The sequence below is a fragment of the Breoghania sp. genome (assembly GCF_030066895.1).
Taxonomy (GTDB): domain Bacteria; phylum Pseudomonadota; class Alphaproteobacteria; order Rhizobiales; family Stappiaceae; genus Breoghania.
The window spans coordinates 26,958-50,425 of record NZ_JASJAV010000017.1; the positions used below are offsets into that span (position 1 = coordinate 26,958).

At 61.4% G+C, this 23,468-nt stretch carries 32 protein-coding genes and 6 pseudogenes; 16 read left to right on the forward strand and 22 right to left on the reverse strand.

From position 1 onward, the window contains the following. Nucleotides 1-101: 101 nt before the first annotated feature. From QNJ43_RS16640 to QNJ43_RS16650, 3 genes and pseudogenes are all read left to right on the forward strand, one after another. Nucleotides 102-1,019: pseudogene (locus tag QNJ43_RS16640) on the forward strand (hypothetical protein); the annotation flags it as partial. Nucleotides 1,020-1,040: 21 nt separating this feature from the next. Further along, nucleotides 1,041-1,175 carry a hypothetical protein gene (locus tag QNJ43_RS16645; RefSeq protein ID WP_300471722.1) on the forward strand — a complete coding sequence of 45 codons (135 nt, stop codon included), beginning with the start codon at nt 1,041-1,043 and terminating at the stop codon, nt 1,173-1,175. A 328-nt stretch (nt 1,176-1,503) separates the two neighbouring features. Next, complete coding sequence (locus tag QNJ43_RS16650) at nt 1,504-1,800, forward strand: hypothetical protein (RefSeq protein ID WP_300471723.1); 297 nt, start codon at nt 1,504-1,506, stop codon at nt 1,798-1,800. 36 nt (nt 1,801-1,836) lie between these two features. On the opposite strand, the gene QNJ43_RS16655 is transcribed toward QNJ43_RS16650, so the two are convergent. Beyond that, complete coding sequence (locus QNJ43_RS16655) at nt 1,837-2,169, reverse strand: hypothetical protein (RefSeq protein WP_300471724.1); 333 nt, start codon at nt 2,167-2,169, stop codon at nt 1,837-1,839. Here QNJ43_RS16655 and QNJ43_RS16660 point away from each other — a divergent pair. From QNJ43_RS16660 to QNJ43_RS16695, 8 genes are all read left to right on the forward strand, one after another. Continuing rightward, nucleotides 2,156-2,599 (forward strand): hypothetical protein, encoded by a 444-nt coding sequence (locus QNJ43_RS16660; RefSeq protein ID WP_300471725.1) that lies wholly within the window; start codon nt 2,156-2,158, stop codon nt 2,597-2,599. The two genes, QNJ43_RS16655 and QNJ43_RS16660, sit on opposite strands and share 14 nt — an antisense overlap. Before the next feature lie 109 nt (nt 2,600-2,708). Further along, nucleotides 2,709-3,032 carry a hypothetical protein gene (locus tag QNJ43_RS16665; protein WP_300471912.1) on the forward strand — a complete coding sequence of 108 codons (324 nt, stop codon included), beginning with the start codon at nt 2,709-2,711 and terminating at the stop codon, nt 3,030-3,032. Beyond that, on the forward strand, nt 2,989-3,210 hold the full coding sequence (locus QNJ43_RS16670; protein WP_300471726.1) for a hypothetical protein: 222 nt from the start codon (nt 2,989-2,991) through the stop codon (nt 3,208-3,210). Before QNJ43_RS16665 ends, QNJ43_RS16670 begins: the two co-directional genes overlap by 44 nt. Nucleotides 3,211-3,382: 172 nt before the next feature. After that, nucleotides 3,383-3,829, forward strand: coding sequence for a hypothetical protein (locus QNJ43_RS16675; protein ID WP_300471890.1), 447 nt, complete (start codon nt 3,383-3,385; stop codon nt 3,827-3,829). Next, nucleotides 3,829-4,083 (forward strand): hypothetical protein, encoded by a 255-nt coding sequence (locus tag QNJ43_RS16680; protein ID WP_300471727.1) that lies wholly within the window; start codon nt 3,829-3,831, stop codon nt 4,081-4,083. Before QNJ43_RS16675 ends, QNJ43_RS16680 begins: the two co-directional genes overlap by 1 nt. A 22-nt stretch (nt 4,084-4,105) precedes the next feature. Further along, nucleotides 4,106-4,927, forward strand: a complete 822-nt coding sequence (locus QNJ43_RS16685) for a hypothetical protein (protein WP_300471728.1) — start codon at nt 4,106-4,108, stop codon at nt 4,925-4,927. Beyond that, nucleotides 4,858-5,427, forward strand: a complete 570-nt coding sequence (locus tag QNJ43_RS16690; protein ID WP_300471729.1) for a hypothetical protein — start codon at nt 4,858-4,860, stop codon at nt 5,425-5,427. The genes QNJ43_RS16685 and QNJ43_RS16690 overlap by 70 nt, the downstream gene beginning before the upstream one ends. A 211-nt stretch (nt 5,428-5,638) precedes the next feature. After that, entirely contained in the window at nt 5,639-6,409 is a 771-nt protein-coding gene (locus tag QNJ43_RS16695) for an SDR family NAD(P)-dependent oxidoreductase (RefSeq protein ID WP_300471730.1), read from the forward strand. A 186-nt stretch (nt 6,410-6,595) separates the two neighbouring features. On the opposite strand, the gene QNJ43_RS16700 is transcribed toward QNJ43_RS16695, so the two are convergent. The 14 genes and pseudogenes from QNJ43_RS16700 to QNJ43_RS16765 all read right to left on the reverse strand — a co-directional run bounded on the left by QNJ43_RS16700 (nt 6,596) and on the right by QNJ43_RS16765 (nt 16,660). Beyond that, nucleotides 6,596-7,294, reverse strand: a complete 699-nt coding sequence (locus QNJ43_RS16700; protein ID WP_346433020.1) for an aminotransferase class I/II-fold pyridoxal phosphate-dependent enzyme — start codon at nt 7,292-7,294, stop codon at nt 6,596-6,598. A 230-nt stretch (nt 7,295-7,524) separates the two neighbouring features. After that, entirely contained in the window at nt 7,525-7,731 is a 207-nt protein-coding gene (locus tag QNJ43_RS16705; protein ID WP_300471731.1) for a hypothetical protein, read from the reverse strand. Further along, entirely contained in the window at nt 7,728-8,054 is a 327-nt protein-coding gene (locus QNJ43_RS16710) for a hypothetical protein (protein WP_300471732.1), read from the reverse strand. Before QNJ43_RS16710 ends, QNJ43_RS16705 begins: the two co-directional genes overlap by 4 nt. Nucleotides 8,055-8,171: 117 nt before the next feature. Next, the gene (locus QNJ43_RS16715) at nt 8,172-8,582 is read right to left on the reverse strand and encodes an acyl carrier protein (protein WP_346433021.1); all 411 of its coding nucleotides are present in this window, start codon (nt 8,580-8,582) and stop codon (nt 8,172-8,174) included. Next, entirely contained in the window at nt 8,473-10,293 is a 1,821-nt protein-coding gene (locus tag QNJ43_RS16720; protein WP_300471734.1) for an SDR family NAD(P)-dependent oxidoreductase, read from the reverse strand. Before QNJ43_RS16720 ends, QNJ43_RS16715 begins: the two co-directional genes overlap by 110 nt. Before the next feature lie 36 nt (nt 10,294-10,329). Beyond that, entirely contained in the window at nt 10,330-10,584 is a 255-nt protein-coding gene (locus QNJ43_RS16725) for a hypothetical protein (RefSeq protein WP_300471735.1), read from the reverse strand. Nucleotides 10,585-10,620: 36 nt separating this feature from the next. After that, nucleotides 10,621-11,331, reverse strand: a complete 711-nt coding sequence (locus QNJ43_RS16730; protein WP_300471736.1) for a hypothetical protein — start codon at nt 11,329-11,331, stop codon at nt 10,621-10,623. After that, entirely contained in the window at nt 11,328-12,599 is a 1,272-nt protein-coding gene (locus QNJ43_RS16735; protein WP_300471891.1) for a polyketide synthase dehydratase domain-containing protein, read from the reverse strand. The genes QNJ43_RS16730 and QNJ43_RS16735 overlap by 4 nt, the downstream gene beginning before the upstream one ends. Further along, on the reverse strand, nt 12,596-13,300 hold the full coding sequence (locus tag QNJ43_RS16740) for a polyketide synthase dehydratase domain-containing protein (RefSeq protein WP_300471892.1): 705 nt from the start codon (nt 13,298-13,300) through the stop codon (nt 12,596-12,598). The genes QNJ43_RS16735 and QNJ43_RS16740 overlap by 4 nt, the downstream gene beginning before the upstream one ends. A gap of 6 nt (nt 13,301-13,306) precedes the next feature. Beyond that, nucleotides 13,307-14,125 (reverse strand): annotated as a pseudogene (locus QNJ43_RS16745) (acyltransferase domain-containing protein); the annotation flags it as partial. Nucleotides 14,126-14,377: 252 nt separating this feature from the next. Further along, on the reverse strand, nt 14,378-14,566 hold the full coding sequence (locus QNJ43_RS16750; protein ID WP_300471893.1) for a ketoacyl-synthetase C-terminal extension domain-containing protein: 189 nt from the start codon (nt 14,564-14,566) through the stop codon (nt 14,378-14,380). A gap of 117 nt (nt 14,567-14,683) precedes the next feature. After that, nucleotides 14,684-14,770 (reverse strand): annotated as a pseudogene (locus QNJ43_RS16755) (hypothetical protein); the annotation flags it as partial. Nucleotides 14,771-14,830: 60 nt separating this feature from the next. Next, nucleotides 14,831-15,604: a polyketide synthase gene (locus QNJ43_RS16760; protein ID WP_346433029.1), complete on the reverse strand. Its 774-nt coding sequence runs from the start codon at nt 15,602-15,604 to the stop codon at nt 14,831-14,833. Between the two features lie 534 nt (nt 15,605-16,138). Then, on the reverse strand, nt 16,139-16,660 hold the full coding sequence (locus tag QNJ43_RS16765) for a transporter substrate-binding domain-containing protein (RefSeq protein ID WP_300471737.1): 522 nt from the start codon (nt 16,658-16,660) through the stop codon (nt 16,139-16,141). A 59-nt stretch (nt 16,661-16,719) separates the two neighbouring features. On the opposite strand from QNJ43_RS16765, the gene QNJ43_RS16770 reads away from it, so the two are divergent. Beyond that, nucleotides 16,720-17,100 carry a hypothetical protein gene (locus tag QNJ43_RS16770; RefSeq protein ID WP_300471738.1) on the forward strand — a complete coding sequence of 127 codons (381 nt, stop codon included), beginning with the start codon at nt 16,720-16,722 and terminating at the stop codon, nt 17,098-17,100. Nucleotides 17,101-17,228: 128 nt separating this feature from the next. On the opposite strand, the pseudogene QNJ43_RS16775 reads toward QNJ43_RS16770, so the two are convergent. The 5 genes and pseudogenes from QNJ43_RS16775 to QNJ43_RS16795 form a co-directional block, all read right to left on the reverse strand. Next, nucleotides 17,229-18,051: pseudogene (locus tag QNJ43_RS16775) on the reverse strand (substrate-binding domain-containing protein). Beyond that, nucleotides 18,048-18,341 (reverse strand): hypothetical protein, encoded by a 294-nt coding sequence (locus QNJ43_RS16780; protein WP_300471739.1) that lies wholly within the window; start codon nt 18,339-18,341, stop codon nt 18,048-18,050. The pseudogene QNJ43_RS16775 and the gene QNJ43_RS16780 overlap by 4 nt, the downstream one beginning before the upstream one ends. Before the next feature lie 90 nt (nt 18,342-18,431). Further along, nucleotides 18,432-18,704: an ATP-binding cassette domain-containing protein gene (locus tag QNJ43_RS16785; protein WP_300471895.1), complete on the reverse strand. Its 273-nt coding sequence runs from the start codon at nt 18,702-18,704 to the stop codon at nt 18,432-18,434. Between the two features lie 24 nt (nt 18,705-18,728). Next, entirely contained in the window at nt 18,729-18,887 is a 159-nt protein-coding gene (locus QNJ43_RS16790) for a hypothetical protein (RefSeq protein ID WP_300471740.1), read from the reverse strand. Beyond that, nucleotides 18,880-19,587: pseudogene (locus QNJ43_RS16795) on the reverse strand (ABC transporter permease). Before QNJ43_RS16795 ends, QNJ43_RS16790 begins: the two are co-directional and overlap by 8 nt. Before the next feature lie 364 nt (nt 19,588-19,951). On the opposite strand from QNJ43_RS16795, the gene QNJ43_RS16800 reads away from it, so the two are divergent. The 4 genes and pseudogenes from QNJ43_RS16800 to QNJ43_RS16815 all read left to right on the forward strand — a co-directional run bounded on the left by QNJ43_RS16800 (nt 19,952) and on the right by QNJ43_RS16815 (nt 21,863). Continuing rightward, nucleotides 19,952-20,182, forward strand: a complete 231-nt coding sequence (locus QNJ43_RS16800) for a hypothetical protein (protein WP_300471913.1) — start codon at nt 19,952-19,954, stop codon at nt 20,180-20,182. A gap of 16 nt (nt 20,183-20,198) precedes the next feature. Further along, entirely contained in the window at nt 20,199-20,273 is a 75-nt protein-coding gene (locus tag QNJ43_RS16805) for a hypothetical protein (RefSeq protein ID WP_300471896.1), read from the forward strand. A 127-nt stretch (nt 20,274-20,400) separates the two neighbouring features. After that, nucleotides 20,401-21,387 carry an aldehyde dehydrogenase family protein gene (locus QNJ43_RS16810; protein WP_300471897.1) on the forward strand — a complete coding sequence of 329 codons (987 nt, stop codon included), beginning with the start codon at nt 20,401-20,403 and terminating at the stop codon, nt 21,385-21,387. Between the two features lie 190 nt (nt 21,388-21,577). Beyond that, nucleotides 21,578-21,863: pseudogene (locus tag QNJ43_RS16815) on the forward strand (GIY-YIG nuclease family protein). Nucleotides 21,864-22,032: 169 nt separating this feature from the next. On the opposite strand, the gene QNJ43_RS16820 reads toward QNJ43_RS16815, so the two are convergent. Continuing rightward, nucleotides 22,033-23,301, reverse strand: a complete 1,269-nt coding sequence (locus tag QNJ43_RS16820; RefSeq protein WP_300471898.1) for an indolepyruvate oxidoreductase subunit beta family protein — start codon at nt 23,299-23,301, stop codon at nt 22,033-22,035. Beyond that, nucleotides 23,256-23,468 carry a hypothetical protein gene (locus tag QNJ43_RS16825; protein ID WP_300471914.1) on the reverse strand — a complete coding sequence of 71 codons (213 nt, stop codon included), beginning with the start codon at nt 23,466-23,468 and terminating at the stop codon, nt 23,256-23,258. Before QNJ43_RS16825 ends, QNJ43_RS16820 begins: the two co-directional genes overlap by 46 nt.

Here is a 23,468-nt window from a genome sequence, read left to right on the forward strand (position 1 = left end):
AAACCGGTCACATCGCCTGGCGCCAGACCTGGTGCGCGGGGTAGGCAGGGGGCGTCTGCGTTTGATGTCGTGGGCAAGCCCAAGCTCAATGTTGGTCGTTCGTTCTTTGCGTTGTCCTGCTGACAATTATCGCAGGTATCTATTTTGCCTTCTTCGCTGCCGATCAATATTCGGTCGAGGCGCAGTTCGCGGTGCGCAGCAAGGAGAGCTCTGGAGCCTATATCGACGGGCTGACCATTCTGAGCGGAATCACCGGATCCCAACCAAACTCGTCTGACAGCTACATCGTTGCCAAGTTTGTCGAGTCTCGCGATCTGGTGGACAAGATCGACAAGGATCTGGACCTGCGCAAGATCTACTCACGGTCCGAGGCCGATTTTTTGTCGTCGGTCGACGATGAAGCTCCGATAGAGGATCTTGTGGAATACTGGCGAGGGATGGTTACAACTGAATACGATAAATATTCGGGAATCGTGACCCTCCAGGTGAAAGCTTTCCGTCCCAAGGACGCGGTCCTCATCGCGCAGAAGGTGATCGGATACAGCGAAGCCCCGGTGAATGATCTGTCCCGCCGAGCCCGGGAAGATGCCGTCGCCGAATCGGGAAGTGAAGTGGCCCGTGCGGAAAACCGCTTGCGGCTGGCGCGTCGCGCCGTTGCCCATTTCCGCCGATCGGAACGGCGCCTGAACCCGGTGGTGACGGCCGAAGCTCGCGAAAAGATCATCGCCGAACTCGAAGGAGAGAAAGCCAAGCTCGAGACTGAGCGCGCTACAGCAGCCGCGGTTAGCCCGAATTCACCGCGTCTGAACTCTCTCGACTCGCAAATATCTGCGCTGACCAAACAGATCGACAGCGTGCGTCTGCAAACCAACGAAACGGATGATTCTGGAAAGGAAGAGTCGCTCAACCAACAGCTTTCGGAACACGAAGAGTTGCAGACCGAGCGGGAGTTCGTTCAAAGAGACTATGTCTCCTCGCTAACTTCCTTGGAAAAGGCCCGCGTGGAAGCCGCCAGTTAAACCCGGTATCTGTCGGTTTTCGTGGAACCGCGCCTTACCGATATCGCGCTTTATCCGGAAGGGCTGCGTTGGACTTTCATCATCTTTATCGGCGTTTTCCTGCTCTGGGGAATCGTCGGGCTGATCATCGCCGAAGTTCGCGACCACGTCGCCTGACCGGTAAGACGCGCTTCATCCTTCTGGGCCTCGAAACGGTCCGGTCCTGCCTGCAAGTCGTCGATGCCATGGGATAGCTTCGACAAATTTAATCGAAGTTTAATATGCGAGTCACTCTCTAGACCGTGCCGGATGGCTTTAGGCCAAGCTTCCTGCGGTATTCTGATGAGTGGCCGTATCAGGTTTGTATCTGAATTGTATCCGGCCTTGTTGCGAGGCTGCAACAGTGTGTGGTCGAGAGTGTTGTGCATCGGTTCGCCGATGTAAAAGGACAGAGCTACCTGCTATTGAGAGTCGCGGCAGGCGGAAAGGCGATAACTTGAGTGCAATGAAAACAATCGGCCTTGTCTTCGTAGCGGTGATGGTTGCGGGGTGCGCGGCATTGAGCGCAAACGATATTGAAGATATCGCTCGCCAGGAAGATTACTTCACTTTCCGCCTGACGCCCGAAAATGCCCAGATCATCGGTCAGTACGTCCCGTCTCGCTTTGCCGACTATTTCGGCATCAAGGGGACGGAACCGCGCCAGCGCATTGGTGTCGGCGACGTTCTCGCTGTCAATATCTGGGAAAGCCGACGAGAAAGGCATCTTCTCCACAGCCTACGGCAAGAAGACCACGGTTGAGAGTGTTGTCGATGATTCCGGCTGTATTTTCTTGCCCTATGCCGGGCGCATCTGGGCCGCCGGGCGGTCCGTGAGACCGTCGAACAATCTCTGGTCGGCAAGGCCGATCAGCCTCAGGTCCAGATCATCGTCAAGGGTAACCAGACCAACAGCGCCGTGATCGTCGGCGATGTGGGCAAGGCCGGCAAATACCCCATTTCGGTGGCGGGAACGTGGTTGCTGGATCTGGTCGCGCAGGCAGGTGGCTAACGCGGCAAGATCTATGAGACGACCGTAACGCTGAAATGCGGTAATCGGAAGGCCTCGACACGTCTGGAAGACCTGATTGATCTTCCCCAAAAACAATGTCCGGCTGGTGAAGGGCGACAACATCCTGTTGTCCGTCAAGCCGCGCAGCTTCACTGCCTTTGGCGCCGTCAGAAAGACGACCATCCAGCATTTCCCGTCCAAGACGGTGACGATGACGGAAGCCTTGGCCATGGTCGGTGGCTTGAACGATAACACCGCGGATGCCAGCGCCGTCTATCTGTTCCGCTTCGAGGATCCGGAAGTGGTCGCCAAGTTGCGACCTGATTTGCGTGAGAAGCTCGGCGACTATCAGGTTCCTGTGATCTACCGTCTGAACCTGCGGTATCCGAAGGCCTGGTTCGTTGCGCGCTACATTCAGATGCATGACAAAGACATAATCTATGTTGCGACACATTCGGTGGCTGAGTTCGCGAAATTCTTCCGGATCGTCCAACTTCTCGTTACGTCGGCTCGGTACGGCGTGTTGATCTCGAACGACCTCGAAGACTAGCCGAATGTCATCAGGTTTGGTTTGAACGCTCCCCCTCGCGCAAGCGTGAGGGGGAGGTATTTGCTTGTCGCAATAAGCGACATTCGGCGGAATGGATAATAGCTAGCTCATGGATGGTCGGCGTCCGACGGTTCGTACCGTTCTTATTCTTCAAGGCCCTCCTTCGTTTTTTATGCGCGATCTGGGGGATGAACTGGGTCGCAAAGGCCACTGCGTTCTCCGTATCAATCTCAATCTCGGGGAGTGGTTGTTCTGGTTCCGCCGCGAGGCCCACAACTATCGCGGTCGGTTGCGGAATTGGCGGTCCTTTCTGACGGACTATGTCGCCCGCAATAAAGTGACGGACATCGTCTACTACGCGGACCGGTTGCCCTATCATGTGATCGCAGGTGAGGTGGCGCGCGCAGTGGGGAATCAATGTTTCGGCGGTTGAATTCGGGTATCTGAGACCCGACTGGATCACCCTGGAGCGAAACGGCATGTCGGCCTATTCGCATTTTCCAAACGATCCGGATGTCATTCGAGACCTGGGAAAGGGATTGGTCGAGCCCTCGGGAGCTTCGCTCTATGCCTTCTCGCATGCCAAGGAAGCGTTTTGCGAGATCTTCTAAAATCTCTCCGCCTATTTCGGTCGGCTGTTCTTTCCCTATTACTATGCCGACAGGCTCTATAATCCGGTTATCGAGTATATCAGCCACATTCCTCGCATCGTGCGCACGAAGCACAATTGGCGTCGTTCGCATGAGGTGTTGCACGAGCTGATCTCATCGGGAACGAAGTATTATTTTTCCGCTTCAGATCGATGCGGATTACCAGTTACGGGCCAATGCGCCGTTTCCCAGACAGGCTGACGCGGTCAAGCTTGCGATCAAGTCGTTTGCGTCCCACGCCTCGAAAGACACGGTGCTGCTGTTCAAGCAGCATCCGCTCAACAACGTTCTGATGTACTGGAAATCGCGCATCCAGCGATTGGCACGGCGCTACAAGGTGCCCGACCGGGTTCATTTCGTTCGTGCGGGTAATCTGTATGAGCAGCTTACCCACACGCTTGGAACGGTACTGATCAACTCGACCGTCGGCATGCATGTGCTGAAGCACGGTTGCCCGGTCAAGACGCCGGGCGTCGCGGTCTACGATATACCGGGGCTGACCTTTCAGGGCCCGCTCGACGATTTCTGGACGAAGGCTGAGAACCCGACAAGGAGCTGTGCCATGTCCTCGTTGCGGTGATGGCCAATACGATCCAGGTGCGCGGTAACTTCTATTCGCACGAAGGCCGCAATGCGGGCGCCCGGGCGGCTGCGGAGCGGATCGCCAAAGGATGCGTCAACGAACCCGGCGCTTTCGTGCCGGAACCCCCGAGACTTGAACAGGCGATGCGCCGTGGCCTCCAGCCCGCCGACGATCTCGGTCGCCAGATCCGGCAGAACGGGCTGAAGGAGCCTGAGGGCAGCAGCACGGTTCATCCGGCTGGAAGCGTCTGATCGACGAGGCTACGCTGCAACGATGATCCACATGACAAGGGCAGGCGGCGCAATGGGCGGATGCCGGACATTTCTGTTTCTGCAAGGTCCGCTGTCTCCGCTCTTCTCGCGTATCGCAGACAGGTTCGCTGCCGCCGATCATCGGGTTCTGCGGGTCAACCTGTGCATCGGCGACCGCCTCCACTGGCGCAGGGGAGGCGCTGTGGACTATCGCGGCACGGTGCACTCCTGGCCCGCCTTCATCGATGCTCTGATGGCGCGTGAGGGCGTGGCCGATCTGATCCTCCACGGCGATCGCCGCATCTATCACCGGATGGCCGGAGAGCTAACCCGTGCGCGCGGCATCCACGTTATTGCGACAGAGCTGGGATATCTCCGTCCCGACTGGATGACGATCGAGCGCGACGGGACATCCACCGGCTCACATTTTCCTGATGATCTCTATGCCATCCGCGCCATTGCTGCTGCCGTCGGCCCTGTCGTTCTCACGCCGAAATTTGCAAACAGCTTCTGGCTCGTGGCAGCCCCGGATGTCACCTACAACCTTGCCAATGTGGTGTTGTGGTTCCTCTATCCCCACTACCGGCGTCATACGATCTACCACCCCGTGATCGAATATTGCGCCAGGGTGGAGGCTCTTGTGGGAGGGCCGTCGTGCGCGGGAGGGGAGGGCTCTCGCCGCGAGGCTCAAGGCGGGCAGGGCGCCGTGGTTCGTGTTTCCCATGCAGTTGGAAGGAGATTTCCAGCTTCGCGATCCATTCCCCTTTTGGAGGAATGGTTCCGGCTCTTGAGAGCGTCCTGCAGTCCTTCGCCTCTCATGCTCCGCAAGACGCTCGACTGGTGATCAAGGCTCATCCGCTCGATGTCGGGTTCGAGCACTGGACGCGGGTCGTGCCGCGCCTTGCCCGCGCCGCCGGGATCGAGACCCGTGTGGACTTTGCCGACGGCGGCGGGCTGAACGAATTGCTGGACGGAGCCTCCGGCATGGTGACGGTGAACAGTTCCGCCGGCCTCGAGGTGTTACGGGCGGGCTTCCCCGTCAAGACACTGTGCCCGGCCATATTCGACGTGGTCGGCATAACGAATCGGCAATCGCTCGATGTGTTCTGGACAAACCCGACGCCGCCGGATCCTGCTCTGGTAGAGGCTTTCGTGACGGCGCTTGCAGGATCCGTTCAGGCGCGCGGAACGATCCATAACCGCGCCGGGTTTGATGAGGCCGTCGCCACCATGAGCGCTTGGATCCTGGAAAACTGGCTGAACAAACACGGCGCCTTCGTCGATCCGCCGCCGCGGGGCTCGCCCGTGCCAGAGAACAAGACGCCCCTCTTTGAGGGCCCATAGCTCACTTGTCTTGAATCAGTTTCTTGAAAACGAAGAAAATGAAATAAATACAAGTATTTAACGAAAAAATCGGAATCATTTTCACCATTGGTTGAATCACATTCTGAGCGCGCGTAGAATCATTCCCTCAATGGTGGCTTGAATCAGTTTCTCAAGTGACGCGGCAGACGCGCGGGATGGACGAGGGGTTATGACGAATTTTCGAAGCATTGTGATCACCGGGGCGAGCGGTGGCATCGGTAGCGAGCTTGCCCGTGCCTTTGCGGGGCCGGGGGTGTCGCTTGCTCTCATTGCCCGCGACGCGCAGCGCCTTGAACCGTTGGCGCGCGAATGCGAGGCGGCAGGCGCAACGGTGGCCTTGGCGGGCATCGACGTGCGGGACAGGGCAGGGCTCCACGCCTTTCTTCAGGCCCACGATACTGACCATCCGGTCGATCTCCTGATCTCCAATGCGGGCGTGACCTGCGGGCTTGGAGCGGGGCGTAGCCGGGAGACGGATGAGGATGCAGAGTGGCTGGCGGAGGTAAACTACAAGGGAGCTGTTCACACGGTCTCCGCGCTGGTGGAGCGCATGCGGGCGCGCAGGGCGGGGCGCATCGTCTTGATGTCGTCGCTGGCGGGCATGCGCGGGTTCCCCGACATGCCGTCCTATTCCGCCACGAAGGCTGCGTTGATTGCCTATGGCGAGTCCTTGGGGGGCTGGCTGAGGCGCGACCGTGTCGGCGTGACGGTCATCTGTCCGGGCTTTGTGACATCTCCTATGTCCGCCCGGTATATGGGCGCCAAGCCGTTCGAGATCTCGGCGGCCAAGGCGGCGCAGATCATCAAGCAGGCGGCGGAGAAGGGAAAACCGTTCCGCGCGTTTCCATTACCCCTGGCGCTGGGGATCCGGCTTTCGAAATTCCTGCCCGCCTGGGCCTCGGATCTTTGCTACGCCCCGATGTCTGCGGATGTGGCGCGTGATCCTCGCAGCGATCTGTGATCGGAGAATATGGAGCTATTTCGCGTTATTTGCGGGCATAGTGCCCCTCCAGCGCGTTGAATCAGTTTCTTAAGAGGGGCGGGGACGCCGGATCAAGGCCCCATCTTTCGAGACTGCGCTAACGCGCTTCCTCAGGATGACGGTGTGGAGGTTGCTCGTTTCTTCGAAATTGACCACCCGATAGCGTCATCTTAAGAAGGCTCGAAGAGCCGTCTCGAAGGATGGGTCACGAGCGCTATATCGCCTGAACGTCGTAGTGCTCAGCGCGAGCCTTCGAGCAGTGCCTTCAGGCCGGAGCCTCCGGCTTGGATCTGGGCGAGGCGGGAGGCGGTGCAGGCAACGGCGTGCTCGATCTGTTCTTGCGTGTGTTTCGCTGGTCATGAAGAAGCGCAACTGCGCGGCGTTCTCTGCCACGGCGGGGAAGATGATCGGCAGGGCGTTGATACCGTCCTCAAGAATCGCATTGGCGAGCATCGCCGCCTGCACGCTGTCGCCGACGATGACGGGAATGACCGAATATCCGGCCGACGGCCCCGTATCGAGCCCGACCTCGGCCGCGGCTTTCAGGAAGCGATGCCTGTTGGTCTTGAGCCGCGTGACGCGCTCCGGCTCGCGTTCCAGAATGGAGAGGCAGGTCAGGGCGGCAGCGGCCAGCGGCGGCGGCGTGCCGACCGAATAGACGAAGCCGGGCGATGTCGCCTTGAGATACTCGCACAAGGCGCTGGAACCGGCGATGTAGCCGCCGCAAGAGGTCCAAGAAGCCAATGTCTTCGACAGTGTGCCCATCCAGATCTCGACCGAAGTCGGATCGACACCGAACTCTTCCACAATCCCTCGGCCATGGGCCCCAAGAACGCCCATCGAATGCGCCTCGTCGACCAGCAATCAGGCGTCGTAGCGGTTCTTGAGGGCGATCAGGTGCTTGAGATCGGGGAAATCCCGATCCATCGAATAGAGCCCTTCCACTGCAATCAGCACGCGGCCGTGCATGTGGCGGTTGGAGACAAGCTGCCGTTCCAGCGTATCCAGGTCGCCGTGCGGGAAATTGAGCCGCTTGGCCCCCGCCAGCCGCGCGCCTTCGGCAATCGAGTTGTGGATCAGAATGTTCGTGAGGATCAGATCTTCTGCCCCCAGCAGATGTCCGATGGTCGAGACGTTAGTGTGGCGTGACCCGAAACGTAGGTCATCGCATCCTCGACCCCGTAGAAACGCGCCAGAGTGGCTTCCAGTTCGCGGTGAATCGGCCGTTCACCGGCCACCACGCGGCTTGCCGATACGGACGTGCCGTATTTCTCGATCGCGGCCTTGGCGGCCTCGTTCACGTCGGGGTGCCGCTGAGGCCGAGATAGTTGTAGGAGGCGAAATTATCGAACTTCCGCCCGTCGATCTCGGTATGCGCACCTGCGGTGGCGTCGTGCGGGCGAAAGAACGGGTTCGCGATGTCGATCATGTCGGCTGCCGCCCGCTGCATTTTCAATTGCTTGACGTCAGGCAGGGTGGAGAAATCGAAGGAGGGAGCTGTCTGCGGCCGTTTCGGCACCGCAACGCGCGTGTCCTTGGCGTTCTTGCGCTCGGTGCTCAGCGATTGCATCAGCTTGTCTCGTTCGCCGCCTGAAAGCCCGCCTATCCCGCGCTTGGCACTCATGCTGTCGTCCTTGCTGGACGGTCGGGCGGTCCATCATGCCCGACCGGTCCGGTCCGTTTGGATTGGGGCGCGCCCTCCCGACTGCGTCCTCGTCATCGTGAAATGGTGCGCCGGCCCCTAACTCAGGAGCTTGCCGACGTTCCGGCTCGATTCCTCCATCCGCGTGGCCAGCCCTTCCAGGTCGACCTCGCCGTCCATTTCGCTCGTATCGCCCAGATGGTGACTGGCGAGCGATTGTGCGTCACCGGTAAGAGACGTGTCCTCACCGCGCACCCGCCGCGCGATCCGCATCGACAGGTCGTTGAGGGTTGCGCCATTGGCCAGCGACATCAACGGAATATCGACGCCGAGCTGACGTTTCGCCGCCATGCGCAGCTCCAGTGCCATCCGCGAATCCATGCCGATATCCGAGAGCGGCTTATGTGGAACGATCTTCTCCGGTGCGATGCGCAGGATACGACCGATTTCGCCCGACAACAGGCGACCGACCGTCGCCATCGCGGCATTCGTGTCGAGCCCGTCGAGCATGGCCGCGAGATCGATCGACCCTTCCTCCATTCCTTCGCCGCCCGAGCCATGGCCGAGCAGGGAAACGAGCGGAGTGGACAAAAGCGCCAGATCGCGCTGGGCCTGCGCCTAATCGATGCGCGCATAGGCAAGGGCGGCGAGGTTGACGTCCGCCCGGGTCCTCTTTGCTGAGTGAGAGAAGGCGTTCAAGCTCCGCCAGAGCGTCTGCCGCGCTCAGGGCGTGTCGGCCGAGCTTGCGCGACAGAAATTCGTTGACCTCGGTGTTGCGCGCCAGATAACCGGCATCCGAAATCGCGCCCCAGGCAACCGCAAGCACGGTTTTGCCCTGGGCTCTGCGCCGCCGCGCAAGCGCTTCCAGATAGCCGTTGGCGGCAACGTAGTTCGTCTGGTCGGGATTGCCGACAAGTGTTGTCGCGGAGGAGAACACGACAAAAATCTCCATCTGATCGTCCGAGGTCAGGGCGTCCAGATGATCCGCTGCCGCGACCTTCGGCGCGATCACGCGGGCGATGCCGTCATGATCGAGATTGGCGATCAGCGTATCGTGCAGCATCATCGCGGTGTGGAAGACGCCGGAAATCGGCGGCAGGTCCGCGCGGATGTCGCCGAGTGCGCGGGACAGGGCCTCGCGATCCGTGGCATCGCAGGCAATCACCTTGACGGTGACGCCGCGCGCCTCAAGCCGCGCAATCGTCTGCTGCGCCTCTTCGCGTGCCGCTCCAGATCGTCCGATGACGGCGAGATGGCTCACTCCGTGATCGGCCAGCCAGTCGAGAAGCGCGCTTCCGAAGCCGTCGACGATGACTTGCGCCCGCTCTCCGGAGAAATCGATCGGCACCGGCAGGGCGCGGGGCTCCGGTGTAGCCGGCGGGCTCAGGACGATCTTGCCGATATGGCTGGACTGCTGCATTACGCGGAAGGCTTCCACTACCGAACCGGCATCGAAGAGCCCGACGAGATCGGCAAACAGCCACTTTGCAAGCTCCGGCTGACGGGTCAGAAGCTGGTCGGCATCGATGCCGAAATAGGAAAGGTTCTGACGGAAGGGGCGCAGTCCAAGGCGGGTATTGCCGTAATAGTCGCGTTTTCCGAGTTCCAGGAACCGGCCGAAGGGCTTCAGAATCTCCACGGAGCGTTCCATCGCCTCTCCGAAGAGCGAGTTCAGAACCACGTCGACGCCTTCGTCGCCAGTGAGTTCCATGATCTCCTCGGCGAAATCGAGCGATCTGGAATCGAAGACGTGATCGGCGCCCATGAGCGTCAGGAAGTTGCGCTTCTCCGGCGTGCCGGCTGTTGCGATGACGGTCGCCCCGCGCCATTTGGCAAGCTGCAATGCCGCCAGGCCGACGCCGCCCGCGCCGCCGTGAATGAGAACCGTCTCGCCCTCGCTGAGTCGCGCCAGTTCGATCAGCGCGTAATAGGCGGTGAGGAAGGTGACGGGGATTGTGGCCGCTTCTTCGAAGGTCACCGTCTGCGGCATCGGCGCAAGTGCCGTTTCCGCGACGCAAACATGGCTGGTAAAACAGACGGATGCGAAGGTGATGACGCGGTCGCCGGGCCTGAAGCGGGTAATCGCCTGTCCTACGCGCGTGATCTCGCCCGCGCATTCCATGCCGAGCGTGGGGCCTGCGAAGCCGTCTTCCAGCTCCTCTTCCGGCAGCAGTCCCAGTGCCCACATCACATCGCGGAAATTGAGGCCGCTGGCCTGCACCGAGATTTCCACCTCGTCGCCCTGCGGCGCTGTGCGTTACACCGTCTGCCACACCAGTTCATCGAGTGCGCCCTGGCGGGGAATATCGAGCCGGGCGGCTAAATCTGACCCTGGCTTGATGGTGCCGTCGTCGTTGAGCGGGCCCCCGTGGAGCAGCCGAAGCCCGGCGCGATGGTCCATATCGCGCACGATCTCGCGTTCGTCGCCGGGATGAAGGATCTCGTCGGCGAGCCTGACGGCGAATTCTCCCGGCGCCAGAATGGCGGAAATATCGACCAGCCGCAGCGACATGTCGGGAAATTCGTTGAGAGCGACACGGCCGAAGGTTCAGATGGCGGCCTGAGCAGGGTCATGCTGTCTGTGACCGGTCACGGATTGCATCGCGTCGGGTGAAACGATCCACAAGCCCGTCTCGCGCCCGTGCAGGGCCTTCAAGAGATCGACGAACCCGTCCATCCGAGCACGCACACGGGAATTGTCGCAGGCCGAGCGCGAAAAGGCGCCTGCCAGATGGACGACCTCGGTGTCGGCATTCGCTATTTCCGCAAGCGTCTGCGGCACCTCGGCGCTGTCGGCGATCAGCGAAACAGTGTGGCCCGTGCGTTCCATCGTGCCGGCAAGGGCGCAGGCGATGTCGTGGGACGGATCTTCGCTGTCATGGACGATGAGAACCGTCTTGGCCGTCGTCTTGTCCGGATCGGCGGTAGTCCTCGCGTCCTGCGTCTGCGTGGGCGCACTGCGGGTCTGGGCGAGCAGCAGGAACGCATCCGTGTCGCCGCTCGAAAGAGCCGCGCCGTCAGTCTTGGCAAAGCCGATGCTCTTCAACGTCTCGCGCCACTCGTCGAGAAGGCGCAGGCGTGAGATGGGGAAAACGGGGGAGGCGGTCTGCGACCACCACTCCTCGCCAATGCCGAAAATCATGTCGAGCACGAGCGAGGGGGCGGGTTCCGCGGCAACCAGAACGGCGCCGGGTGCAAAGCGGGCGGAAAGCTCCGCCAATTCGCTTTCCCGCAACAGGTTGAGGCGTTCGGCACTCACCACCGCATCGAAGCGGTGCTCCAGGTCCTGTGCATCGAGAATGTCCGACAACGGATGGTGGAGACGTGTCCCTTGCCCGACCAGCGCCGCGCCGCACGCGAAAGAATGGCGTCATCGGGGTCGGTGATGACAAGCGTCGCGCCGACGAAGCTGTCCAGAAGCCGTGCAAGGCGTTCCGCCAAGGTGGCGTCCAATGCGCCGATCAGCAGAACCCGCATCGGCTCACGCGCAGGCCAGCTCACTGCCAGTCGTTCGACCGCGGTATGGACTGCATCGCTCAACGGAGCATGGGAGGGCGAAGCGGTGAGGAGGTGCTCCATCAGTGGGGCGGCGAAGGTGGCGTCGGCCGATTCCGGGAGCCCATTGCCGAGATGCATCGCAAGATCCGTGTGGAGCCGCGCAAGCAGTACGATTTCGGCAATATGGTCGGGCGCCTCGAGTGCGATGGTGCGCAGCAGATCTGCCGCGGCCGGATGGTCGTCGGGTGCAGCCAGATGCCAGTCGCGTGGGGCCGTTCCGGTCTCTGCCGTCGCATCCTCGCCCGGTGCGCTCGCCAGTTCCGCATCGGCCAGTCCCTGCAGCAGCCGCATGGCGAGCGGCAGGGCGTTTTCGGCCAAACGTCCGGCGGCAACAAGTCTCGTCGGAGAGATGGTCCCGTCGGCATCAGCGAAGCCCCGCAGGCTTTCCAGCGCGATCGCGCGGACCAGCGCTTCCACGAGCAGGAGCGTCTCCTCCAGTTCGCTTTCCTCCGCGATCGTTTCCGGATTTGCGATGTCGCGCAGATGAGGCACGGCCGTCAGCGCTGCCGACGGCGCATCGGTGAGTGGCAACGGCACGCTCTCGGTTCGATAGACGAGATCGTCGGGACGGTCGGCCCGCCCCAGGGGCACCGCCCGGAAGCGCGTACCCGTCAATCGGGCCACAAGGGCATCGTCGCGATCGAGGAACTCGAACGTCGTCTCGACGGAACGCGGAGGCGCCTTAGTCACGTGGATACGCACCTTGACCGGCTCTCCTACATCCGTCAACCGCAAGCGGCCGATGCGGACGGGCAGGAAGCTGACGGTGCCGGGCTTCTGGCCGCTTTCCTCAAGCAGGGCAAACAGGCCGTGGAATCCGGCATCGAGCAGCGTCGGATCGAGCGTGAAATTGCTTTCCGTGTCGGCGCTGGGCGTCAGATACGTGACGGCGTGGCGTTTATCGGCGATGTCGACGTGATCGGCGCGCCGGAAGGTGGGACCGTATTCAAGACCGAAGCGTCGCGTCAGCTCATAGAGGCTGTCCTCTCGGCTGCGGCCTCATCGAGGCGCGGTGCGCCGCCGGTCTTCGGTGGACGGGCCATCGTGCCCCTGGCATGAAGTGACCATTCGGCATCTTCCAGCCGTGCGCGGCTTTCGATTTCGATCACCCGGTCATCGGGCGAGATCCGCACCCGCACCTGCTGGCTGCGCCCTTCTTCGAATACGAGCGGCCGCAGGATATCGAGGTCGCGAAGCTCCACCGCCTCCGTTTCAAACCAGAGGCGTGCAGCTCTGAGGGCCATTTCCACATAGCCCGCCGCGGGGAAGACGATCGTTTCCTCGACCTTGTGATCGGCGAGGTAGGGAAGGGCGTCCGCATCAAGGACCGAGTACCACTCGCTCGCCTCCGACCTCAGCCGGAAGCCCAGCAGCGGCCAGTGCCGGCCTGAGAAGGAATGAATGCCCTCGGTCGTCGTGTCGGTGCAGAACGGCTTGTTCTGCCACGGGTATTGCGGCAGCGGACGTGCCGGGGCAGGTCCGACGAAACGATCCAGATCGACCTTGCCGCCATGGGCGAGCGTGCGCGCGGCAATCGGCGCAATCGGGTCGGCCGGTGGCGCCGGGACGGGGCCGATTGCCTTGTCTGCGCGTTCCGACTGCGCCGTCCTGGCGGCGTCCGTCTTCTTGGATTTGTGCGGCTTTTCGAGGCTGGGAATGACGATCGCCATCTGACCGGCCTCACGCAGAACATCGCGGGCATAGGCGCCCAGAAGCGGCATGGGCCCGATTTCCAGGACGACCCGGTACCCGTCATCGATCAGATGGGCGAGCGCATCGGCAAATTGCACCGGTTGGCGCACGTTATCCCACCAATATTCGGCGTCCAGATACCATTCATCCAACTCGGGATGAACCGTGGAGACGAACCGGCATTTCGGCGCCTGGGAGTGCACTCCCTCAAGGCTTGCCATGAGCGGTTCGCGGATCGGATCGACCAGATGGCAATGGAAGGGATAGTCGAGCGCCAGACGGCGCATCGCCAGGCGTTTCTTGCGGGCGAATTTGCCGAACGCATCGAGATTTTCGACAGGCCCGGAAATGGTGACCGAACGCGGGCTGTTGATCGCGGCGATCTCGATGTCGGTGAACCCGGCCTCCGCAAGGGCGGCGCGAACATCCTCGGCAGACAACAGCAGGGTGGCCATGCTGCCCAGATGGCGAACCATCTCCTGATGAGTGGAGCGGGCATGGATGATGCGCGCGGCCTGATCTAGATCGATCATTCATGCCGCTCATACAGCCGCCACTTCGCCGACGGAATGATCGAGAACGGCATCGGGAACGACACCCTCTGCGGCAAGCGCTTCGGTCAATGCGATCTGCGCGGCGAGCAGCAGCGGCTGGGCGATCTCGGTGCGCTCGATCTCGCTTTCCAGCTTGCTCGAATAGAGCATGGTTACGAGCGATCAGCCCGACAGGCTCATGAACTTGCGGTCGAGCTTGTCGAAGGTTGCACGGAAGACCGCGTTGCCCTGATAGGCTTCCACGCCCATGCCCGCCCACTGAGCGCCGTTGCCTGAATAGGCAAAGACGACGGGTGCGCTACCCTCATCCCCCGAACCCGTGACGAGCGTGGCGGGATCGATATCCGTATGGCCCTTGGCGAATGCCCGAAGCGCTGCGATGCGGGCCTCCGGCTTTTCTTCGAGAACAACTAGACGATGCTCGAGCCCGTCGCGACCATGCGCGGCGGCCGTGGCAATGGCCGGATGGTCCTCAGGGGAGAGCGTCTCCAGATGATCGCCTTAGCGCCCCGCCAGTTCCTTGAGCGCGACTTCGCTGCGCGCGGAAATGACGAGCGGGCCGTCCTTGGGCGCTTCCAAAGGCGCGCAAACGCGCGGGGCATCGGCGATGACCGCATGGGCATTGGTACCGCCGAAGCCGAAGGAATTGATGCCGGCAAGCCTGCTCGAGCGCCCCCTGACGAGATCCACCGCCTTGCCCGCAACCTTGATGTTCAGGTCATCGAAGGGAATATCCTGGTTCGGTGTATCGAAGTGCAGGGAGGCGGGGAAGCGGTTGTGCTCCAGCGCCAGGATCGACTTGATCAGCCCGGCAAGCCCGGACGCCGGTTCCAGATGGCCGATATTGGTCTTGACCGATCCGATGGGCAACGGCGAGGTGCGGCGTTTGCCAAGCTTGTTGCCGAGCGCGAAGGCCTCCGCCGAGTCGCCGACGCGGGTTCCCGTGCCGTGTGCCTAGATGAAGGCAAGATCGTTCGGATCGAGTTCGAAATCGCGGTAGACGGCCTCAAGCAGATCTGCCTGCGATTCGGAGGAGGGCAGGGACATGCCGACGGTGCGTCCGTCGGAATTGACCCTGGTCGCAACAAGGCGGGCATGTTCGCGGTTGCCCGCGTTGCGCGCCGCCGAAGCCGTGCGCAGCACGATGACGGCTGCACCGTCCGATCGAACGTACCCGTCGCCGTCGGCATCGAACGCGCGGCGCATTCCATGCGGTGAGAGCATGGAGGTGCGCGAAAAACCGATGAAGGTGAAGGGGCTGAACAGCAGGTTCACGCCTGCCACGACCGCCGTGTCGATCGTGAAGCTCGGGCCGTGCAGGTCGTAGATGTAGGAAATCCGGTTGGAGATGATCGACAGGGTGTTGCCGGTCATGAACCGCACGTCGGCTGAGGCCGGATCGAGCAGGAAACGGTGACTGTAATCAAGCGCGGAGGCGCCGACGAACACGCTTGTCCGGCTGCCCGCCAGTTCGCTGAGCCGGATGGCGCCCTGTTCCAGCGCTTCCCAGGTTACCTCAAGCAGCAGACGCTGTTGCGGATCGATCTGCAGAGCTTCGCGCGGAGAAATCCTGAAAAAGTCCGGATCGAAATCCAACGGGCGATCGATCTGCCCGGCGGTCCAGGTGATCGAGTGGTCGGGCGTGCCCGTTCGCGGATGGCCGAAACGCTCCAGAGACCAGCGTTCGGGAGAAATCTGCGTGATTGCGTTGCGGCCCTCGTCCAGCAGAGACCAATAATCAGGATCGTGGGCGCGGACGGAAGGCGGGCCGCGTAGCCGATGATGGAAATATCAGGCGAGGACATGACAATCCGTGTCTTGACGTGCAATCGGTCGGTTCTGCTCGGCCGAAAGGCAGAGGTAATATCGCGAAGTCCGGTCCATATTTGCGTCCAGTTGTTCACGCTTGGAAATATGAGCTCACCTCGGGAGATCCGTTGCCCGAAACCGCAGCCCCACCGCCTTCGACCTCTCGGTCTCCGGTTTCTTACAGCATCTTGCAGTATCAGCCACGGCACGATAAATCCCCGATATGTGCCGTCGTCCGGTCAACCGCCCGTTTTCATGGTTGTTACCGACATGACAGTATCGGGCGTGTTCCTTGCATCGCTCTTGTGGCCTTCGTTGTTTCGATTCGAACGGTCCTGTCGTCCGCTTCCATGTTCGCCTGCCCCGACAAGCGGACATGCGTCACCGAATCGATGGCGTCGTGTCTCGATCGACGTAAATGTTCTCAGCGCTTTCGGGTGAAAAGATGACGGTTCAGAATCCGACCGGCAGAGGATTCAGGATGCGGACCATCGTGCGGTCATATGTTCCGTCGCTCTTCATCTCGCGCAATGCCGCCTCGATACGGGGAACGAGGGTGGCATGCTGGCGATTGACGGAGAAATACAGCGGTTGGCGTTCCAGCGCCGGCTGCTGCATGTGGATTCCCTTGCAGCCAAGGGTCTTGAGCATATAGAGCCCTGTCCAGCGCTCGATGAGCACCACGTCAATGCGACCGAGCTCGAGATCGAGAAGCCGGAAAAGCTGGTTCACGTTTTTTACCACCGTGACCGACCCCGCATATTGCTGGGCGTTTCTCGTGAGGATGACTGAGCCGGTAAGGTGGCCGACGGAATAGTCGCCGAGCTCTTCCCAGTCGTGGATCCGGATGTCCCCGTCACGGGTGAATGCCACGAATTCGAAGACGATCGCCGGTTCGCGGATCGGCAGCAGATCCGGATATATCTCCGAATACTGCGCGATACGGGGACATACTGCGCGATACGGGGACCGCATCCGTCCTCTGTCCCGGCATTTGCAAGCTGCTCGGCGCGCGCCGTCGGGACCCGGCGCAGATGAACCACGATACCTGCGTGCCGAAGCGCTTCGGTCAGGATGATGTCGTTGAAACCGGTGTGCTGGTCAGTCGAGAACGGCGAATGATGCCCGCTTGCGAAATGCAGATGAGTGCCGTCATGCGCCTTGACTTGCGTCACGGCCAGAATGCTGACGGCCACCATGAGGATGAAGGCTTTCATAGGCCCCTTCCAAGATCATCGGTAGAAATACCCCGGCACTCATTGTTTCCCGATATTTCTAATTTCAATTATCGAACGTCAGGAAAGTCACTCGGTCAATACAAATATATCGAAATTCGCAGATTTTTGTTATATTTGTTTCTTGAGGACGTTTTTTCACGGTATCTTGTTACATCATCCCGGTCCGCAGCGCTGTGAGAGGCTCAGATCACCGAATCGGAAGTCCCCCGCGAGACTTCCAAGAAGCGGGAAGGGGGACGAGAAATGCAAAAGGCCGCCGGTATTCTACCCGGCGGCCTTGATCGTTCGCACGGTCCAGAAAGTGTCTATTGCGCGCTTGCCTTCGCATTGGGAAAGAAGAGCTGCTGGCCGGCGACCTTGTAGAAGGCGATCAGCTCCTGGCCTTCTTTTGAGAGAAGCCAATCGATGAAGGCCTGTCCGGCTTCCGCCTTCACGTTTTCATGCTTTTTCGGGTTCACCAGAATGATGCCATACTGGTTGAACAGCTTGTCGTCGCCTTCCACCGCGATTTCGAAACTGCCCTTGTTCTTGAAGAAAATCCAGGTCGTGCGGTCCGTGAGGGCGTAGGCGTTCATGCCGACGGCGGCGTTCAGTGTCGCCCCCCATGCCGGACCCTGTTTCGCGATACCAGCCGTCGCTGGCCGAGATCGGATCGATCCCGGCCTCCTTCCACAGCGCCTTTTCCTTCTTGTGGGTGCCGGAATCGTCGCCGCGAGAGGCGATCTTCTTCATGGCGTCCACGACGTTGTGCGATCCGGCCACCTTGGCAGGATCGGCCTCGGGCCCGACGATGACGAAATCGTTGTACATCAGGTCGTAGCGCTTCACCCCGTCACCGTCGGCAACGAACTTTTCTTCCGCCGGTTTGGCGTGGACGAGCAGAACGTCGCCGTCGCCATTGGCGGCGTTCTTGATGGCCTGTCCGGTGCACACCGCCACGACGCGAACCTCGATCCCGTTCTTCTAGGTAAATTTTGGCAGAATGTAATCGAGCAGTCCGGAGTTCTGCGTCGAGGTCGTCGACTGGACGATGATGAATTGATCCGCGGCTTGAGCGGGGCCGTGAAGTGCCGTGCCCACCAGACCCAGAGCCGCGCCGAGTGCGGCCAGAAAATAACGTCGTTTCATGGGGTTCTATCCTCCTCCCGATTCAATTCCTGAAAGCCTTCAACCAGAAGCTCGCCCGCGAGAAAGCGTGCGGCCAAGGGATTCCTCGGGTTGTCGAAAAAGGGGACGGCGGGCTCGTGCGCGACGATGCGGCCGCAATGCATGAACACCAAATCGTCGGCAAGCCGGCGGGCCTGCCCCATGTCGTGACCGACGAACAGGATCCGTGTTCCGGCGTGGGCGTATTCCTGAACCAGCGTTTCGATATGGGCGGCGGAGGCCGGATCGAGATTGGAGGTCGGCTCGTCCAAAATGAGCAGACGGGGGTGCAGAGGGCCAGCGCGCGCGCAAGCGCCGGTCGCTGCTGTTCTCCGCCCGACATGAGGCGTCGGCAAGCTGGATCAGGCGCGCGCCTTGCGCTCGCTCCGCTTGATCCCGGCGCCGCGTAGCGCATGCAGCGTGTTGCCGAGCACCGACCGTCTCAACAGCACCGGCTTTTGAAAGACGAACCCGATCCGTGTCGCGCGTTCCCGGTCCGGCGCCCGGCCGTTCCATGTCACCGTCCCGGCATCGGGCGCAACGAGCCCGGCCAGAAGGCGCAGGAAAAGGCTCTTGCGCGCGCCGTTCGGCCCCATCACCAGTGTGATGCCATCGCCCTCCAGTGTGAAGTCGATGCCATCGACGAGCGTGCGCCCGCCTCAGGCGAAAACAAGATCGCGCGCAACGAGCGGCAGAACAGCATCTTCGGGGGCATCTAGATCGGGCAGGAGCTTGCGCAGCGATGCGTCGATCCGGGCCTCGGGCAGGCCGTCGCGATGGGCACGCGGTCGGTCGAACATGACGATCCCCTCAGCCATAGGCGGTGCTCGTTGCTGTCGAGCGCAAACCCATGAGGGCGGCGTTGATCGAAACGGCGATGGCGATGAGCACCATGCCGAGCCCCATGGCCAGAGCCAGATTGCCCTTGGAGGTCTCCAACGCGATGGTCGTGGTCATGACGCGGGTGACGTGATTGATGTTGCCGCCGACGATGATGACGGCACCGACCTCGGCAATCGCGCGGCCGAAGCCTGCAAGAAGGGCGGTCAGCAGGCTGTAACGGGCATCGATCAGCAGCATGATGATCGTCTCGAACGGCCCTGTGCCGAGCATGGTGAGATATTCCGCATATTCCCCACGCATGTCCTCCACTGTCTGCCGGATGAGGGCGGCGATGATCGGCGTGACCAGGATCGCCTGCGCGAAGACCATCGCGGCGGGGGTGTAGAGAAGCTGCAGAACGCCGAGCGGTCCCGCATTCGACTGGAGCAGATAGACGCCGAGGCCGACCACGATCGGCGGCGGGCCCATCAACGAATTGAGCAGGATGACGAGCACGTCGCGTCCGGGAAATTTGGAGACGGCGAGCAGCGCTTCGAGCGGTAGTTCGATGACGGCGGCAACCAGCACCGCGCCCAGGCTGACACGCAGGGAGAGCCCGACGACCTACAGCAAGTCGTCGTCAAACGCGGCCACAAGCCGGAACGCATCGAAAAATGCGCCTAAGAAATCCTGCAAGAGTTCTCCTCCCCTTTGGTAAAAATCGTAGCAAACAAATGGAAAATGTCTAATATATCTGAGGATGTAGAAAACGCACTATTTCACGCAAGAAATCATAGATTAAAATGACCTTGTCATTTGATTTCAGGTAAAAATACGGATTTTTCGACTTCCCGTTTCTCTGAAGTCGCGGTGTCGTGGCCGCACCACGACTTCGGAACGAGGGCCGCCCTCGCGGCGTTGAAGAGGTGAGGTTGCACCGGGTGCGCGCGTGGCATGAGGGTGCCAGGGATTTTGTACGCCTTGAGAGGCATGAAAGGTCTCGAAACGCCGGTTCGATCGTGTATCGTGGGCACAACGAACAGTCAGGGAGTGAGCGACAATGAACGAGCAGATCGGCAAGACGGCTCCGCGTGATCTTTATATCGCTGGCGAATGGGTGGACGGCTCGGGCGGCGAGTGCTTCGATGTGCTCAATCCGGCCGACCAGGCCGTGCTGGCATCGGTCGCCAGCGGTACCGAGGTCGATGCGATCCGGGTGATCGATGCGGCCGAGGGGGCGCCTTTGCCGACTGGGCGGCCCGCTCTCCGCGCGCGCGGAAATCCTGCGTAAGGCGTGGGAGCTGATCATGGCCGATCAAGAGCGTTTCGCCCGCCTCATCACGCTTGAAAACGGTAAGCCGCTGTCGGATGCGCGCGGCTAGGTCGCCTATGCGGCGGAATTCTTCCGTTGGTATGCGGAAGAGGCGGTGCGTAATCGCGGCGAGGTGATGGTCTCTCCCGCATCGGGCGCGCATTCTGGTCCGGCACAATCCCGCCGGCATCGCCGTTCTGGTCACGCCGTGGAATTTCCCGGCCGCCATGGGCACCCGCAAGATCAGCTCGGCCCTGGCCGCCGGCTGCCCGGTGGTCGTCAAACCCGCATTTGCCACCCCGCTGACCATGCCGGTTCTGGAAGAGGCGGGCGTGCCTGCGGGTGTCGTCAACGTCGCGCCGTCGAAATCCTCGGGCAAGATCGTCGACGCCATTCTGCATGATCCCCGCGTCCGTGTCGTCTCCTTCACCGACTCGACGGAAGTGGGCCGCACGCTTTTGAAAGGCGCGGCCGACAACATCGTCACCCCGGCGATGGAGCTTGGCGGCAACGCCCCCTCCATCGTGTGCGAGGATGCGGATATCGACAAGGCGGTGGAAGGCGCGATCCTCGCCAAGATGTGCAATATCGGCGAGGCCTGCACGGCGGCCAACCGCTTCTTCGTGTATGACAAGATCTACGACACCTTCGCCGAAAAGCTCACGTGGCGCATGGGCTCGATGAAGATGGGGAATGGCCTGGAGGAGGGCGTCGAGGTCGGCTCTCTGGTCAACGCTGCGACCCGCAACAAGGTGATCGAGCTGGTAAACGACGCGGTCGAGCGCGGGGTGAAGGTCCTGTGCGGCGGCGCGGTGCCGGAGGGGCCGGGCTATTTCTACCCCGCCACGGTGCTGGGCGACGTGTCCCCCGACAGCCGCTGCGTCGCGGAGGAGATTTTCGGGCCCGTCGCGGCGCTTCAGCGGTTCTCCGATGAGGAGGAGATGATCAGCCGTGCGAACGACACCGAATACGGTCTCATCTCCTACCTGTTCTTCGGCGAGATGAAACGCGGCATGGCGCTTTGCGAGCGTCTGGAGGCGGGCATGGTCGGGCGCAATCCCGGTCTCGTTAGCGACCCGGCGGCTCCCTTCGGCGACGTCAAGCAATCCGGCATCGGCCGCGAAGGCTCGCACGAGGGCCTGAAGGAGTTTCAGGAGACGCAATACGTTTCGGTTGAGTGGTAAAGATCACTCGGCTCTCAAGGTCGTCATTGCCCGGCGAAGTCCGGGCAATCCAACGCTTTCGACTTGTCGCGATGCTTTAGTGTCGGTGCGTGTCGATATTGCTGGATCACTCGGACTTCGCCGGGTGATGACGGTGGAGAGGTGTATGGTATTATGAGGAGCGTTATTTCTAAGTGGGGCGGTATTTTGAGTGGCTTTTGTCTACATTCTTGCCAGTCGGAAGAAGGGAACGCTCTATACGGGCGTAACCACCGATCTTTCTCGTCGGCTTTTTGAACATCGGGAAGAACTGACGCCCGGATTCACAAGTCGCTACGATGTGAAGCGGCTTGTTTTTTTATGAAGAATATCCTCTTACGGCTGACGCGATCCATCGCGAGAAACGAATAAAAAAGTGGTCTCGCGCCATGAAGATCCGGGTCATCGAACAGATGAACCCTGATTGGAGCGATCTCTATGAGATGCTGAATGCGTAAGGCTTGGGTTCTCCATTTATGTTTCCCCCTCACCCCTACACCGTCATCACCCGGCGTAGTCCGGGTGATCCAGCAGGCTGCGGCATATGCTGAGGGGGATGGATTCCCCGGACTTTGCCGGGGGATGACGGCGGAGAGACGGGCGCAAGCCCATCGCCCCGCCACGCTTTCACGCAGGCGCCGCCAGAACCCCTTCAATTGCGCCCTTGAACTGCGCTTCCGGTGCCTCCACCGCGCTGCCTTTGTGCAGAACCGGGCGAACCATCTCTGTAACCAGCCGCTCGTAGGTTTCCTGCCCGCGCCGGTAGGTGTCGCTGTAGCCTTTGACGAGGCGGGCGAGGTCCGCCGTCTGCAATGCGAAATCGCGCGATACCCCGCGCGCATCAGAAACCAGTGCCAGCCAGGCGTCGATCGCCGTCTGCTCCTCGGCAAAGCGCAAGGAGTGCGGCCGCCAAACCTTGAGCTTTGCCAGTGGCCTGAGACGCGCGAAGCCGAGGATGGTGTTGGTCCTCACCCGCATGCCGAAATTGGCCGTCTCGCGGATGCCTTTCTTTTCTGCCCGGGCATTGAGCCTGTGTCCGAGCCCCGGCGGCAACATGTCGGCGAGCTCCGGAATGCCCGGCTTGAAGAAATCGACGAGCTGGAACGGTTCATCCGCCGGGATACCGATTTCCTGAAGCACGTTCTCCAGTCGACGGGCCCGCGTCTTCAGTTGCGCTACGCGGATGATGTCCTCAAACGACATGCGCACCGCCAGATGACGCGCCACTTCACGCGCCAGGATCCCGTCATCGGCAAAGAGGGCAAGACGCTCGAGATAGCGCCCGGCATAGGCCTCATTCTGATAGTCGACGAGCCGGGCAACGCCGATACGCGTGACCTCGCGTGCCTCCTCCGGCAGGGCATCAATGCGCGCGGCGAGCGATGCGTGGGCCGGGGCAGGCACGGGCGAGGGCGTGTCCTCCACGCTCTCCGATCCGATCTCGGCAGAGCATGTCGCGGCAAAGCCCGCATCGAAACCTGAGAGATTGCGGGTAACCGCAATGCCTCCGGCCTCGATCGCGTCGCGCAAATGCTCCGCGCGGATAAGCGTCAGTCCCAGTGCCGCGATAGCTCCCAGCAAAACCGCGTTGAGCGGCGCGCCTTGTGCTCGAGCAATCGCGGCGAGATCGGCCAGAAAACGTTTGCGGCTCGCGCTCTCGGCTGCCTGCATCAGGCTGTCCGTATCCCGCTCTTCGTCGCCGCGCGCAATGCGTTCGTGCATGGTCAGGACGCGATGGGTGGAGGCGAGCAGGAAGGTGCGATCCGGCACGACGAACCCGCGTTCCGCCATGCGCACGGCCTCCAGCAATTCGCTGGCGACCACCACGTCGCCGTCGCCGGCAACCGGCATCAGCGCGAAGACGGGCTTGCCGGCGCTGTCGGCCTCATCGGCGATTTCGAGATAGAGATAGTAGGTCGTGCGCCCGTGCGCTGGGCGACGCTGGGCACGGAGGTCGCCTGCGCCTTCAGCCCTTGCGCGGAAGCTGCCGCAACCAGCCAGTTGGTGAGCACGCCGCCGCCTTCGCCGCCGAGCGCTGCGATCAGAAGTCGAGTGGTCGCCAT